Here is a 15,073-nt window from a genome sequence, read left to right as displayed (position 1 = left end):
GGCGGGCTCATCCGCCCACCCATCCGGATCTGCTGTTTAGTTCGTCTGCTTGGCACCGAGCGCGAAGGCTTCGGCAAGCGCCTTGTAGACGTCGCTCTGTTCCATGTAGCCGCGGAAGCCTTCGGCACCCGGGCCTGCAGCCTGGAGAACGATATCGTCGACCGCGTGGACGCCGCTGTCGGCGCTCTTCGGGATGATGCCGGTGACGAGGACCGCGCCGGGAACATCCTTGTACTGTTCGTTGGCGACGTATTCCTTCTTCTCGTTCTGGATTGCCGGAACGAAGGGACCATCGAGCTTAGGACGGAAGGTCTCGTAATGATCAGGGCCGTTATTGGCATTGAGGAACAGGCGGCGGGATACGTCGACCTTGTCCGGATAGCCGTCGCCATTGGCATCTTCGTAGTTCGGGAAGCCGGCTTCCGCATAGGTGCCGACCTTCTCGCGCATGTCGGTGCCTTCCTTCTCGTCATCGACGGTGCCGATGATGGAGACGCCGTGCGTGTGATCGCCGGTGACGACGATCAGCGTGTCGGGGTTCTTGGCGGCGAATTCGCGAGCAGCGCCGATCGCCTTGTCGAACTCGATCGTGTCGACAACGGCGCGGTCCCAGTCGAGCGGGTGGGACATCTTGTCGACGTTTGCGGCTTCTACCATGAGGAAGAAGCCGTCCGGGTTCTTCGACAGGGTGTCGAGCGCAACCTTGGTCATTTCGACGAGGCCCGGCTGATCGGGGAACTTGCCCGTCGTGCCCTTCTTCAGGAACTCGCGGTCGAGCGTCGTGTCCATGTTGCCGGTGTGGAACAGGCCGAGGATCTTGCCGGTATTCGTGCCGGCAGCCGTCTGGAGTTCCGACTTGCTGGTCGCCAGCGTGTAGCCGGCGTCCTGGAACATCTTGACGTAGTCCTTGTCGTCCTTGCGCTTGGAGCCGGGTGTCGACTGCGGCAGGAAGTAGGCCGAGCCACCGCCGAGGACGACATCGGGCTTCACGTCGAACAGCATGCCGTTAATCTCGGCCTTGTCGCCGCGCTTGCGGGTGTGGGCCACGACGGCAGCAGGCGTCGCGTCCTGCAGTTCGGCGGTCGAGATGATGCCGATCGACTTCTTCGTCTGACGGCGGAGCGCTTCGGCAAGGGTTTCGACCTTCGGATCGTCGAACGAATCCGGCGTGCGGTCGGCATAAACGCCGATGGCGTTCACGGCGGTCTTGTGGCCGGTCATGTAGGCCGACATGGTGTTGGCGCTATCGGTCGCAACAGCGTCTGTCGCGGAGGTACCGACGAAGGCTGCCGGCGGGATATCGTCCATGTTGAGGCGGCCGTCAGCCTTGCCCTCGGTCATGCCCTTGGACATGATGCGGGCTGCGGTACGGTGAGCAACGGACAGGCCGTCGGCAATAAGGAAGATGACGTTCTTCGCCTTCGGCTGGGCGTCGGTGCCGTAGACATTCCAGGTCACGCTCTTGGTTTCAGAACCGGCAGTGACTTCGATCTTGTAGTCGCCGGCATTGGCGATCGTCAGGCCGCGCAGGATGACGGCGGAGCCGAGAACCTTGTCCTTGGACTTTTCTTCGGCGACGAACTCGACTTCCTTGCCGAGCGTTGCCTTGTAATCCTGGCCATTGACGGTGATCTTCACGTCTTCCGGCTTCACAACGGACTTGAACTCGACCTTGAAATCGAAGGGCGAGCCGGCAAGGATGGTGGCGCGGTCGAGAGGATAGACGGTGGCGGCCTGGGCGGCGCCTGCCAGAGCGGTCGAAACGACCAGGGCAGCAACAAACTTGCGCATGGAAAACCTCATGATCTAGGGCGGAACGAGGTTGTCTTATCCATCGCAGATGACACTTACGTGACTGCGTCGTGAATTGGCATGTTATGCTGGGAAAGACCTCCAGAAAAGCGAAAAGCCTGGCGCGGGAGGAGGATGCGCCAGGCTTTAAACTTGATCGACAACTGGGAGGAGGAGGATGTTGTCGATCCGCTATCGAACGACACTGGGAGGAGGAGTGCGTCGTTCGATGAGTGACTTATAAGATGACTCGTTATCGGCCGCCAAGCGGGTTCGCTGCAATGCAGCAATGCATTAGACGCAAGGCTGAGCATTTGCTCATCTAGATACTGCCCCTATACCGAGCAGCCGAAGTATCGCCTCGCCCCGGATGATATGATAGCCACCTTTAAACGATACAATGCAGGTACAATGACATGGCTGAGATACGCTATCATGAAGGCGACATTCCGGCGGAGAACGCGGCGCGCTATCTGGGTGCCATCGCCATCGACACGGAAACGCTCGGCCTGATCCCGCGCCGGGACCGGTTATGCGTCGTGCAGCTTTCGCCGGGAGACGGCACGGCGGACGTGATCCGTATTGCCGCGGGCCAGAACCAGGCGCCGAACCTCGTGCGGCTTCTGGCCGACCCGACCCGCCAGAAGATCTTCCATTACGGTCGCTTCGACATTGCCGTCCTGTTCCATACGTTCGGCGTGACGACGACCCCTGTCTTCTGCACGAAGATCGCTTCGCGCCTGGTGCGCACCTATACGGACCGGCACGGATTGAAGGACAATCTGCGCGAACTTCTCGAGGTCGACATTTCCAAGGCGCAGCAACAGACGGACTGGGCCGCCGAGACACTGTCGCAAGCCCAGCTCGAATATGCCGCATCCGACGTGCTTCATCTGCATGCGCTACGCGACAAGCTCACCTATCGCCTGATGCGGGATGGACGGGCGGAGCTGGCCACTGCCTGCTTTGAGTTCCTGCCGACACGAGCAAAGCTCGACCTGCTCGGTTGGGAGGAAACGGACATTTTTGCCCATAGCTGAGGGAGCTGTTTTCCGGTGAGATAAGTTCCAATGCCTCGTCAAGGTTTCATTAACCAGTGAAACCTTACGTTGCATGCGGAGAAAAACACCTAGAAGACCGGACCTCACCATGCTGCTTCCTACCCAGCAAAGCTATGGACTTACCGCGACCAACACGATGCAGTCGATGCTCGACGGCATGGAGGAGCAGCGCAGGCAGGACGAGGAACAGCGCACCGGCAAGGAACGCGACAAGCTGACCGAGGCACGCCTCAGCGCCAGCGAGGATGCCAAACGCGCCCGCGAGAAGATCGCCACCGCTCTTTTTGGAACGGGAAATGCCGATCCTGCCGCCTTGAAGATGGATCTCGTCGAAAGGCTGGCGGACGAACTCGGGCTTGATACCGATGAAGCCCGCTCTTCCTACAAGCTCGGCCGTGCGCTGGAAGAAGCACTGAAGGGCATGGCTCCGAACGATGTCCGCGCATTGTCCGAGAAGATCGGCTTCGCCGACCTCGGCATTTCGATGGACACCCTGCTCAACGCCATCAAGAACCCCTATGGCGACGACAACGAGCGGCTGAGCGAAGCCCTGATCAAGAAAGCCAATGGCGGCAAACTCGGTACCGAAGTCGAGCGGGTCGTCCAGCGAATGGAAGATACCGCCGATCCGAAGTCGCTCGATGAGCTGAAGCTCGGTCCGCAGGGATATGACCCGACGCGCGTGGAAGATGCCGGGACGCGCGCCGAGCGGCTGGAAAACATCCAGGCCGCGGAAGCCGGGCAGAAGCTCGAAGACGTCCAGGAAAACCAGGATGCCGTCGAAGAGAAGAACGACGAACTCGCCGCGAACCCCACCGATGATGGCGCCGAAAGCGTCGAAGCCTCCACATCGCTGGCCATTCTCGCGGCAGATGCCGAAAAGGCCGAGGATGCAGGCGAAGAGGGCAATGACGGCATTCTGCCTGTCGTTACCGACGAGATCGGGCTCTACGAACTGCGCAAGAAGGCCGCGTAACTCCTGCAACTCTGCCGTTTGCACCGCTTGCGCCACGACCACTCCGCGCCGGATTAGCGGTGCGTTAACCATTCGGCCGTAACCTCTGCTGTCAATCGGCAAGAATGCGCCATGAGGCGTTGCAGCCGCAGTGCCTTTGTCGCGCTGCACGAATGGCCGAACTGTCCCCACCGTCGCAGACAACTGATGGAGCATGCGATGCTGCCACCTGTTCGTGCCGCGTTGAGTTCGAATTCCGATTTCCAGAGCCTCGCGCCGGCTGCCGCCGCACGCCTGAGCCTTGCTGCCCCCACAACCGCCTGGACGGCCGACAGCGATGTGGCGGCACCGATCTCCAGCGGGCGCATGGATGCATTGTCGCTTTCCGCCCAGCTGAAGCTCGCCCAGAGCTTTTCGATCTTCGCCGAGACGATCGGCAAGGTCCTCAACATCCCGCGCGGCGAAAACGAAGCGCTGGTCGACTATGCGACCCGCCTTTCCGAAGCCGTGCGGGCGCTCAACCCTGCCGAACGCATGTCGATCGAGCGTCTACTCAACCAGATCGTCAAGGGCGTGACCCTGCGGCTCCTCGCCGAAATCCTCAACGATCCGGCCGGCCCCGATGCGGCACGGCTGGCTGCCTATATCGAGACGGCAAGCGCCAGCGAGCGTGACCTGGCGGCGAAGGCCGTCGTCAGCTCCTATCGGCAGAACGGCAGCGCCGACCAGGCTGCCAACGGCAACGCCTCGCGACCGGCGCCCGCAGCCCAAGGCGGCACGCCGGCAGGCGCGTCGGCCGGAGCCCAGGGTGCGGCAACGGCTGCGGGCGCCGCGCCAGCGGCTTCGACAGCTCCGTCGCAAGCAGCACCTCTCTCGCCGCCATCGCAGCAGGTTTTGCCGCAGGACACCCCGGAGAGCACACCGCCTCGCGCCGACGGCCAGCAGTCCACGCAGAACACCGGAGATGGAAGAGATCCGGCGGACAGGCAGGACAACCGTCTTGAGCGTCCGGCCCAACCAGGTTCTCCGACCGCGAACCCGGCAGCGAACGGCACCGCACGCGGCCAGGCTGTACAGATCATGCCCGGACAGGTTGCCGGTACGGGAGCAATGCCGAATTCTCCCTCAGGTCCCGATACAGCGGCAATCGACGGCGATACGGGTGCGGCACCCGCCACGCGCGCTCGCGACGAGGCTGCGACCACATCGAGAGGTGACGAAAACCGCGCGAAAGGCCCGCGCGTTGCCGAGACCGGGATGCGTGCGCCATCGATCGACGGGCGTGCCGGCCTCTCGAATGCAAGGCTGATGCTCGCCGAACTGGCGAGCTGGATGACCGGCCTTGTCGCTGCGGGTGAAGCAACGCCCCAGACCGGTGCGGCGGCCCGGCTTTCGGAACACCCCTCCGCTGTCCCGACCGCGCAGCCCGCGGGCCAGGACGAGCCCGTTGCCGCCGACGGCGCGGCCAGGCAGGCAGCGGGCACTGCGCGCGGCGCCGGGACGACCGATACCTCCACCGCCGACAAACCGACCGTGCCGCCACCTTCTGAGGGTACGGCAAAAGCACAGTCCGATGGCAGCGAGCCGCTGGACAGACAGATGGCAATGCTTGCCGGCAGCTTGCCACAGGCAACCCGCGAAGGCGTGCCGTGGCCTTACGTTGCCTATCCGCCGGCGGAGCAGGAGCCCGAACGCGAGGAGCGCAAGGCGCGTGCAATCGCGGAGATCGGCGACGAGGAGGATGAAGCTCCGGCGCAGGATCACGGCTTCCACAGGGGCGAGCAAGGCGACGAGAACGAGGAAGAAGCGGCACGGGACGGCGAGAGCCGGGAAGACAGGCCGGAAAGTGCCGGTGAAGCACGACCCGACGAGGACGAGGGCCGGCCCAACGATCTCTACTGGCGAATGGCGGGCTGGAGCTGACGCGCCGCATCGGGCCAGGTCGGCCGCGGCTGCACTTCCATCAAGACAGGCATGAAAAAAGCCGCCGGACCTTTCGATCCGGCGGCTTTTTCATTTCAGTGCAATAACGATTACTCGTTGTTGCCGCGGTTCTTCAGAGCTGCGCCGAGGATGTCGCCGAGCGATGCGCCAGAGTCGGACGAACCGAATTGAGCAACGGCTTCCTTCTCTTCTGCGATCTCGAGAGCCTTGATCGACAGCATGACCTTGCGGTCCTTCTTGGAGAAGTTGACGACGCGGGCATCGAGGGTCTGACCGACCGAGAAACGCTCCGGACGCTGATCGTCACGATCGCGAGCGAGGTCTGCGCGGCGGATGAACGAGGTGAGGTCTTCGTGGTTGACGAGCTTCACTTCGATGCCACCGTCGTTGACGGCGATGACTTCAGCCGAGACGACAGCGTTCTTGCGCAGGTCGCCGGAAGCGGCCGCATCACCAACGGCATCCTTGCCGAGCTGCTTGATGCCGAGCGAGATACGCTCCTTCTCGACGTCAACATCCAGAACGACTGCCTTGACGACGTCGCCCTTGTTGAACTCTTCGATGACCTGTTCGCCCGGACGGTTCCAATCCAGATCGGAAAGGTGAACCATGCCGTCAACGTCGCCTTCGAGGCCGATGAACAGACCGAACTCGGTCTTGTTCTTGACTTCGCCTTCGACTTCAGTGCCGGCCGGATGCGAGAAGGCGAATGCCTGCCACGGGTTCTCGAGGGTCTGCTTGAGACCGAGCGAGATGCGGCGCTTGGACGGATCGACTTCGAGAACGACAACGTCGACTTCCTGGCTCGTGGACAGGATCTTGCCGGGATGTACGTTCTTCTTGGTCCAGGACATTTCGGAGATGTGGATCAGGCCTTCGATGCCCGGCTCCAGCTCTACGAATGCACCGTAGTCGGTGATGTTCGTGACGGTACCGGAGATCTTCTTGCCGATCGGGTACTTGGCCGCGATGCCATCCCACGGATCCGACTCGAGCTGCTTCATGCCGAGCGAGATGCGGTGGGTTTCCTGGTTGATGCGGATGATCTGAACCTTGACCGACTGGCCAATGGACAGGATTTCCGACGGATGGTTGACGCGGCGCCATGCCATGTCGGTCACGTGCAGCAGGCCGTCGATGCCGCCGAGGTCAACGAACGCACCGTAATCGGTGATGTTCTTGACGACGCCGTCAACAACCTGGCCTTCTTCGAGGTTCTGAACGATTTCAGAACGCTGCTCGGCACGGGACTCTTCGAGAACCGTACGGCGCGAAACAACGATGTTGCCGCGACGCTTGTCCATCTTGAGGATTTCGAAGGGCTGCGGGTTGTGCATGAGCGGGGTGACGTCGCGGATCGGACGGATGTCGACCTGCGAACGCGGCAGGAAGGCAACGGCGCCGTCGAGATCGACGGTGAAGCCACCCTTGACCTGGTTGAAGATGATGCCTTCAACGCGCTCGCCAGCTTCGAACTTGGCTTCGAGCTTGACCCAGCTCTCTTCGCGGCGAGCCTTCTCGCGCGACAGAACTGCTTCGCCGAGAGCGTTTTCGATGCGCTCGACGTAAACTTCGACTTCGTCGCCGACCTTCAGCGAGCCGTCCTTGCCCTTGGCGCCGAATTCCTTCAGCGCGATGCGACCTTCGACCTTGAGGCCGACGTCGACAACTGCCATGTCCTTTTCGATCGCCGTTACCAGACCTTTGGTAACGTAGCCTTCGGCCAGATCGTTGGAAGCGAAGGATTCTTCGAGGAGGGCTGCGAAGTCCTCCCGCGTGGGGTTAGTTACTGCCATGGAATCTCCTGATCGTGTCCAACAAGGACACGGATGCGTCGGTGGTTCGTGTTAAACACGCCCGAAGTCCAAGTCCGCCTCTCTCTACGGCTGTTCCGTGGGAGGCATCCGACGCTGGGATCGAACTGCGGGTATAGACAACGAAACGCCGGATAACCGGCAGGCCGTCAATTTTTCTTCAGGGCGGCGTCGATGAACGACTTCGCTGCCTGAAACGCCGCCTCTATACTCATTTCCGACGTATCAAGCAAGTGCGCGTCTTCGGCGGGCTTCAAAGGGCTGTCGGCGCGGCCCATGTCGCGGGCATCGCGCTTCTTCACGTCGGCGAAAATCTCGTCATAGCTCGCCTCGCCGCCCTTGCCGATGATTTCGTCATGGCGACGCCTGGCGCGCACTTCAGGCGAGGCCGTGACATAGAGCTTTACCGGCGCATCCGGGCAGACGACGGTGCCGATATCGCGGCCGTCGAGAACCGTGCCCGGCTCCCTTTTCGAAAAGGCCTGCTGGGCCTCGACGAGCGCACGCCTGACCTTCGGCATCACGGCGATCTTCGACGCCGCCTCGCCGATCGCATGGGCAGAGAGAATATCGCGATCGAGACCTGCAAGCTCAACCTCACGCGCTATCTTGCCGGCGACAGCCTCGTCATCAAGGGCGAGGCCGGCATCGAGCAGCGCCTTGGCCGTCGCGCGATAGGTCAGGCCGGTGTCGAGGTGGTGGAAACCGTATTCCTCGGCAATCTGGCGAGACAGCGTTCCCTTGCCGGCCGCGGCCGGTCCATCGATGGCAATGATGAAGCCCATCAGGCCGCCTCTTCGACCAGGTCGATCCTGGCGCCGAGGCCGGTCATGAGATCCATGAATTCCGGGAAGCTCGTCGCGATGATCGACGCATCGTCGACCGTCACCGCATGTTCGGAGACAAGGCCCAGCACGAGGAAGCTCATGGCGATGCGGTGGTCGAGATGGGTGACGACCGCGGCCCCTGCCGCATTGCCGTAGCCCTTGCCGTCCGGACGGCCGCGCACGACCAGCGTCTCCTTGCCTTCGTCGCAATCGACGCCGTTGAGCTTCAGGCCTTCTGCAACGGCCGAAAGCCGGTCGGATTCCTTGACCCGCAGCTCCTCCAGGCCGAGCATCGTCGTGCTGCCGGTCGCATAGGCAGCCGCGACGGCGAGAACCGGATATTCGTCGATCATCGACGGTGCGCGATCGGCCGGAACCGTCACACCCTTTAGTTCGGACGCGCGGATGCGCAGGTCTGCGACATCCTCGCCGCCGGCCAGGCGCGGGTTGAGGATCTCGATATCGGCGCCCATTTCCTGCAGCGTCAGGATAAGGCCGGTGCGGGTCGGGTTCATCAGCACGTTGAGGATGGTGACGTCAGAGCCCGGAACCAGGAGGGCGGCCACCAGCGGGAATGCCGTCGACGACGGGTCACCAGGCACGTCGATGACCTGGCCCTTCAGCTGGCCGCGACCGACGAGCCGGATAGTGCGAACGCCCTCGGCATCGGTGTCGACGGAGAGGTCGGCGCCGAAGCCCTGCAGCATCTTTTCCGTATGGTCGCGGGTCATGACCGGCTCGATGACGGTGGTGATGCCGGGCGTGTTGAGACCAGCGAGAAGCACGGCGGACTTGACCTGGGCCGACGCCATCGGGACGCGGTAGGTGATCGGGTTCGGTGTTTTGGGTCCGCGCAGGGTGACCGGCAGGCGGTCGCCTTCGGTCGACGTCACCTGGACGCCCATTTCCCGCAGCGGGTTGAGGACGCGGCCCATAGGGCGCTTGGTGAGCGAGGCGTCGCCGATGAAGGTGCTGTCGAAGTCGTAGACGCCGACCAGACCCATGGTCAGGCGGCAACCGGTGCCGGCATTGCCGAAATCGAGCGGAGCCTGGGGCGCAAGCAGCGCACCGTTGCCGGTGCCCTGGATCACCCATTCCGCACCGACCTTTTCGATGGTCGCGCCCATGGCGCGCATCGCCCTGCCGGTATTGATGACGTCTTCGCCTTCCAGCAGGCCGGTGATGCGGGTCTCTCCCGAGGCGAGGCCGCCGAACATGAAGGATCGGTGCGAGATAGACTTGTCACCGGGGATCTTGATCGTCCCGTTCAATGCTTCCGATCGTGTCGATCTCGCCGGCTTCAACGCGATACCATGCGACATGGCCTATCCTTACTTTCTGAGCTGTCTCGAATGTGGCGCCGTGGTTAGCACAAAGCCATTGGGTGGTCATCCGCTTGTTGCCTTGAAGAGCAAGGAAAGTTTGGCTTTGACATCAAGGGCCGTTGGCCTTATGGGGACCGGCTTAGATTTTTCACCCTTTCATCCATCGCCGCAACCGCGGCGCGCCGATCTGATCGGCAGGCTCATGAGGCTTAACAGTGGCAAAAGCGGAACTCGGAACAAAGCGTACCGACCCGGATACCGGAAAGAAGTTCTACGACCTGAACCGTGACCCGGTCGTCTCTCCCTATAGCGGCAAGTCCTGGCCGATGTCGTTCTTCGAAGAGCACAGCGCCGCCGTAAAGATGGAGCAGGCCGCGGAAGAAGAAGTCGAAGAAGTCGACAGCGAGAACCAGGAAGCCGAAGTCACGTCGCAGAATGATGCCGACGCCGAGGGCAATGGCGACGACATCCCGGACATGGGCGACGACGATGACGTCGACATGGGCGACGATGACGACGATACCTTCCTCGAGGAAGAAGAAGACGATGACGACGACATGTCGGGCATCATCGGCGTCGGCGGCGACGACGACGAGCAGTAAGTAACTGATACTAACGCCCGGCAATTTCAGAAAAATTGCCGGGCGTTGAAATTTCGGCTTGCACTTCGAAAAAACCGGAAGTAATAAGCCGCCACCCCGACGCGAACATCGCTTCGGAGTTTCCCAGGACCGGAAATACCGGACCACCCGATGGGGCTATAGCTCAGCTGGGAGAGCGCCTGCCTTGCACGCAGGAGGTCAGCGGTTCGATCCCGCTTAGCTCCACCAAACCTTCTTCAATGAAAATCAGATTATCTCGCCCGCATCACTGATATGCATGATGTCCGCATGCCTGCGCGGCCTTGCGGCGGGCGATTGCCGCATTTCTGAGATGCGTGGACTGGCGCGGCGAAGCCTGCCTTGCCCGTGCTGCGGGACGGAGCGGGATTTCACCCAGCGCGTCCTCGTCACAGCGGTAGGCCTGATAGGCCAGCGCCTTCTGGTGGATGATTGCGCCGAAAGTGACCGCGACAAGTGCGACCGCCGAAATCAGTACGATTGTTATAACCATGATGCTTCCTCTGCACACACAACGCAGATGAAGCGATGAGGTTCTGTGACCGGGACGGACAGCTCGACACGAAGCGGTGAACGGCGCCGGAATGCAGCGGCGATCAGAGTCGGGATGCCGCGCCCGACTTTGAAGGCAAAGCTCTAGCGGATCGCCTGGTCGTTTGCGTCGAAGCGGTGGATGCGGGTCTTGTCCGGCGTGGCGAAGACAACGTCATCGGCATCGTAGCGATGTTCGCCGAAGAGGCGCACCGTGACGAGGCCGGCCGTTTCCGTCTCGAGATAGAGGATCGTGTCGGCACCGAGATGTTCGGCATGCACGACCTTGCCCTTCCAGTCACCGCTCTCGCGCGACAGAGATATATGCTCGGGCCGGATGCCGATCGTCTTGCAGCCCGTTTCGCCAAGCTGATCGGCCGGAATGAAATTCATCTGGGGCGAGCCGATGAAGCCGGCAACGAAGATGTTGGCCGGCCTGTTATAGAGCTCCATCGGAGAACCGACCTGCTCGATCGCACCGGCACTCAGGACGACGATCTTGTCGGCCAGCGTCATCGCCTCGACCTGGTCATGGGTGACGTAGATCATCGTTGCCTTCAGGCGCTTGTGCAGGCGGGCGATCTCGAGCCGCGTCTGCACACGTAGCGCCGCGTCGAGGTTCGACAGCGGCTCATCGAAGAGAAACAGGCTAGGTTCGCGAACGATGGCCCGGCCGATCGCCACGCGCTGACGCTGGCCGCCGGAAAGCTCCGCAGGCCGGCGGGCGAGATAGGGTTCGAGCGACAGCATGGCCGATGCCTTGGAGACGCGGTCTTCAATCTCGGACTTCGGCGTGCCGGCCTGCTTGAGGCCGAGACCCATATTGTCCTTCACGGTCAGGTGCGGATAGAGCGCGTAGGACTGGAAGACCATGGCGATGCCGCGCTTGGCGGGCGGAACGGTCGCCACTTCCTTACCGTCGATCCTGATCGAGCCGGAGGTCGCATCCTCGAGACCGGCGATGACCCGCAGAAGCGTGGACTTGCCGCAGCCGGAAGGGCCGACGAAGATGACGAATTCGCCTTCCTTGACGTCTAGATCGATGCCCTTCAGCACTTCATGATCGCCGAAGGCTTTTCGGATGGATGACAGTTGCAGCGAACCCAAGAGCGTCTTCCTTAGTAAATTTCGTGGCCGGCCCTAGAGATAGACCGGTTTGCCCGTGCGGGCGCTTTCGTCGGCGGCCAGGCAGATACGCAGAGATTGCACCGCATCGTCCATATGGCGCGCAAGATCGATGTCCTCGCGGATCGCCTTCAGCATATAGGCCTGTTCCAGGTCGCAGAGTTCCTGGTGACCCGGCTCGCCGGCCATCTTCATGTCTTCGTCGGGGCGGATGAATTTTCCGTCCGGCCCGGTCTCGGCGCTGTGCAGGCGGATCACCGAGGTTTTCGTATGGGTGTCGATGTCATCGGACTTGGCATTCGGATCCATGACGATCGAGACCGACCCCTTGGGCGACATGACGTCCTTCACGAAGAAGGCGGTTTCCGAAATCATCGGCCCCCAGCCGGCCTCGTACCAGCCGACCGACTTGTCGTCGAAGATCACCTGAAGGTGGCCGTAATTGTACATGTCCGGCGCGATCTCGTCGGAGAGGCGCAGGCCCATGCCGCGCACTTCGACCGGCTTGGCATCGGTGATCTGGCACATGACGTCGACATAATGCACGCCGCAATCGACGATCGGCGGCGTCGTGTTCATCAGCGCCTTGTGCACGTCCCAGGTCGGGCCGGAGGACTGCTGGTTGAGGTTCATGCGGAAGACGAAGGGCGGGCCAAGCTTGCGGGCTTCGGCGATCAGCCGGATCCAGGACGGATGGTGGCGCAGGATATAGCCGATCACCAGTTTTTTCCCCGCAGCCTTGGCGGCTGCCACGACCCGTTCGGCGTCCGAGACGGTTGTCGCCAGCGGCTTTTCGACGAAGACGTGGCAGCCGGCCTCAAAGGCGGCAACGGCGTAGTCTGCATGACTGTCGGAATAGGTGCAGATGGCACAGAGGTCCGGCTTCAGCTCGTCGAGCGCCTCGATAAAATCCGGATGGATCTCGTAGCCCGACAGCGCCGGATCAAGCTTCGGCACCGAGCGGTTGACCAGCCCGACGATCTCGTAGCCCGGATCATTGTGATAGGCGAGCGCATGGCTGCGGCCCATGTTGCCGAGGCCTGCGACGAGGACGCGGATCGGTTTTTCTCCACTCACTTGACTGCTCCAGACGTGATGCCGCGGATCAGCTGCCGCGAGAAGATGACGTAAAGGACGAGGATCGGCAGGATGGCGAGCGACAGGGCCGCCAGCACCGCGTTCCAGTTGGTGACGAACTGGCCGATGAAGATCTGGCTACCCAATGTCACCGTCTTGGTCGCTTCGGACGGCGCAAGGATGAGCGGGAACCAGAGATCGTTCCAGATCGGGATCATGGTGAAGACCGCAACCGTCGCCATGGCGGGCCGCACAAGCGGCAGGACGAGACGGAAGAAGATCGCGTATTCGGACAGACCGTCGATGCGGCCGGCATTCTTCAGATCATCGGAGACCGAGCGCATGAACTCCGACAGGATGAAGATCGCGAGCGGTATGCCCTGTGCGGTATAGACGAGGATCAGCGCCGTCAGCGTGTTGACCAGGCCGGATGCGACCATGCCCTGCAGGATCGCTACCGTGCCGAGCCGGATCGGGATCATGATGCCGATCGCCATGTAGAGGCCGACCAGCGCATTGCCGCGGAACCGATATTCCGAAAGCGCGAAGGCAGCCATCGCGCCGAAAAGCAGCACGAGCGCGATCGAGACGACCGTCACGATCAGGCTGTTCTGGAAATAGCCGGTGAAATCCGCCTGGCCGAGCACGGTTTGGTAGCCGATCAGGCTGAAGCTCGTCGGCGTCGGTATCTGCATCGGATTGCGGAAGATCGCGTTGCGGTCCTTGAACGAGTTGATGATCGTCAGGAATACCGGAAACAATGCGATCAGCGTGTAGGCGATCAGTGCCAGATGCACGAGGCTCGAGCGGATCGGGGAGGAGCGCGCCTTGTTGGACATATCAGGCTCTCCCTTAGAACTGGTAGCGACGCATGCGCCGCTGGATGGCGAAGAGATAGAAGGACACGCCGGCAAGGATGATGAGGAACATCACTGCCGCGATCGTGGCCCCCATGGACCGGTCGCCGAGCTGCAGCTGGAAACCGAAGAAGGTGCGGTAGAGCAGCGTGCCGAGGATGTCGGTCGACATGTCGGGACCGGCAAGTGCGCCCTGCACCGTGTAGACGAGGTCGAAGGCGTTGAAATTGCCGACGAAGGTGAGGATCGAGATGATGCCGATCGCCGGCAGGATGAGCGGCAGCTTGATCTTCCAGAACTGGCTCCAGCCGGTCACGCCGTCGCATTCGGCCGCCTCGATCACCTCGTCGGGGATGGAAAGGAGCGCTGCATAAATCAGCATCATCGGGATGCCGACATATTGCCAGACGGAGATCAGCGAAACCGCGATCAGGGCCGGGCCGGACTGGCCGAGCCAGGGAGCGAACATCCACTTGGCGCCGGCAAGGCTCAACAGCCAGGGCGCGACACCCCAGATCGGCGACAGGATCAGCTTCCAGATGAAGCCGACGATGACGAAGGAGAGCAACGTCGGCAGGAAGATCGCCGTACGGTAGAAGGCCGCAAAGCGCAGTTTCGGGATCGAAAGGAGCGCGGCGAGCGCAATGCCGATCGGGTTCTGCACGCACATATGGATGACGAAGAAGATCAGGTTGTTGGTCAGCGCATTCCAGAAGTCGCGCGCCCAGCGGGCATCACCGAACAGGACCTGGTAATTGGCCAGGCCGACAAAGGCCGGAGCGCCATCGACATTGTTGTAGAAAGAAAGCCGCAACGTCTCGATCAGCGGCAGGATCATGATCGCCGTATAAACGAGGAAGGCCGGCGCCAGGAAGACGACGATATGCCAGCGGAATGGTCGCCTGATCGGGGCCGCTTCGAGGGGGGTATCGGCTTCGTTCATTGGTTCCAGTCGTCTTGTTCTCGGCTGTCTCGGCAGCACTGATGGGTCTTGGCTGATGGTTGGCAAGAATTGCCGCTCATCCGCCCTGCCGGGTACCTTCTCCCCGCATGCGGGGCGAAGGAGACTCGCGGCAAATTCCCTGCCTGACTTGAACTCTCAAGCCTGTGATCAGCAAAGGTATGCTGTGAGCCTTGCCTCGGTCG

13 protein-coding genes and 1 tRNA gene are annotated in these 15,073 nt (G+C 61.9%); 5 read left to right on the top strand and 9 right to left on the bottom strand.

The genetic code is table 11. From position 1 onward, the window contains the following. Window positions 1–36: 36 nt before the first annotated feature. Window positions 37–1,791, bottom strand: coding sequence for an alkaline phosphatase (locus tag BM216_RS04110; RefSeq protein ID WP_092995450.1), 1,755 nt, complete (start codon window positions 1,789–1,791; stop codon window positions 37–39). A gap of 416 nt (window positions 1,792–2,207) precedes the next feature. On the opposite strand from BM216_RS04110, the gene BM216_RS04105 reads away from it, so the two are divergent. The 3 genes from BM216_RS04105 (at window position 2,208) to BM216_RS04095 (ending at window position 5,730) form a co-directional block, all read left to right on the top strand. Continuing rightward, complete coding sequence (locus BM216_RS04105; RefSeq protein WP_092995447.1) at window positions 2,208–2,831, top strand: ribonuclease D; 624 nt, start codon at window positions 2,208–2,210, stop codon at window positions 2,829–2,831. A gap of 109 nt (window positions 2,832–2,940) precedes the next feature. Further along, on the top strand, window positions 2,941–3,828 hold the full coding sequence (locus BM216_RS04100; RefSeq protein WP_092995444.1) for a hypothetical protein: 888 nt from the start codon (window positions 2,941–2,943) through the stop codon (window positions 3,826–3,828). 198 nt (window positions 3,829–4,026) lie between these two features. Then, window positions 4,027–5,730 (top strand): hypothetical protein, encoded by a 1,704-nt coding sequence (locus BM216_RS04095; RefSeq protein WP_092995441.1) that lies wholly within the window; start codon window positions 4,027–4,029, stop codon window positions 5,728–5,730. Between the two features lie 110 nt (window positions 5,731–5,840). On the opposite strand, the gene rpsA is transcribed toward BM216_RS04095, so the two are convergent. From rpsA to aroA, 3 genes are all read right to left on the bottom strand, one after another. Further along, on the bottom strand, window positions 5,841–7,547 hold the full coding sequence (gene rpsA / locus BM216_RS04090) for a 30S ribosomal protein S1 (protein ID WP_092995438.1): 1,707 nt from the start codon (window positions 7,545–7,547) through the stop codon (window positions 5,841–5,843). Between the two features lie 167 nt (window positions 7,548–7,714). After that, window positions 7,715–8,350, bottom strand: coding sequence for a (d)CMP kinase (gene cmk, locus BM216_RS04085; protein WP_092995435.1), 636 nt, complete (start codon window positions 8,348–8,350; stop codon window positions 7,715–7,717). After that, the gene (gene aroA / locus BM216_RS04080; protein ID WP_092995433.1) at window positions 8,350–9,714 is read right to left on the bottom strand and encodes a 3-phosphoshikimate 1-carboxyvinyltransferase; all 1,365 of its coding nucleotides are present in this window, start codon (window positions 9,712–9,714) and stop codon (window positions 8,350–8,352) included. Before aroA ends, cmk begins: the two co-directional genes overlap by 1 nt. A 218-nt stretch (window positions 9,715–9,932) precedes the next feature. Between aroA and BM216_RS04075 the strand changes: the two genes are divergently transcribed. Together BM216_RS04075 and BM216_RS04070 are read left to right on the top strand one after the other, a co-directional pair. After that, window positions 9,933–10,319, top strand: coding sequence for a TIGR02300 family protein (locus BM216_RS04075; RefSeq protein WP_092995430.1), 387 nt, complete (start codon window positions 9,933–9,935; stop codon window positions 10,317–10,319). 152 nt (window positions 10,320–10,471) lie between these two features. Beyond that, window positions 10,472–10,547, top strand: a tRNA-Ala gene (locus BM216_RS04070). 37 nt (window positions 10,548–10,584) lie between these two features. On the opposite strand, the gene BM216_RS04065 is transcribed toward BM216_RS04070, so the two are convergent. From BM216_RS04065 to BM216_RS04045, 5 genes are all read right to left on the bottom strand, one after another. Next, window positions 10,585–10,830 (bottom strand): hypothetical protein, encoded by a 246-nt coding sequence (locus tag BM216_RS04065; protein ID WP_092995427.1) that lies wholly within the window; start codon window positions 10,828–10,830, stop codon window positions 10,585–10,587. A 143-nt stretch (window positions 10,831–10,973) separates the two neighbouring features. After that, window positions 10,974–11,975 carry an ABC transporter ATP-binding protein gene (locus BM216_RS04060; RefSeq protein WP_092995424.1) on the bottom strand — a complete coding sequence of 334 codons (1,002 nt, stop codon included), beginning with the start codon at window positions 11,973–11,975 and terminating at the stop codon, window positions 10,974–10,976. Between the two features lie 33 nt (window positions 11,976–12,008). Further along, complete coding sequence (locus BM216_RS04055) at window positions 12,009–13,070, bottom strand: Gfo/Idh/MocA family protein (RefSeq protein WP_092995421.1); 1,062 nt, start codon at window positions 13,068–13,070, stop codon at window positions 12,009–12,011. Beyond that, entirely contained in the window at window positions 13,067–13,909 is an 843-nt protein-coding gene (locus tag BM216_RS04050) for a carbohydrate ABC transporter permease (RefSeq protein ID WP_092995418.1), read from the bottom strand. Before BM216_RS04050 ends, BM216_RS04055 begins: the two co-directional genes overlap by 4 nt. Window positions 13,910–13,922: 13 nt before the next feature. Next, entirely contained in the window at window positions 13,923–14,870 is a 948-nt protein-coding gene (locus tag BM216_RS04045; RefSeq protein WP_092995415.1) for a carbohydrate ABC transporter permease, read from the bottom strand. Between the last annotated feature and the right edge of the window lie 203 nt (window positions 14,871–15,073).

Source organism: Rhizobium sp. NFR07 (assembly GCF_900111905.1).
Classification (GTDB): domain Bacteria; phylum Pseudomonadota; class Alphaproteobacteria; order Rhizobiales; family Rhizobiaceae; genus Neorhizobium.
Note: the sequence above shows the minus strand (reverse complement) of the source record. Positions and strands in the feature narration are given on the sequence as shown.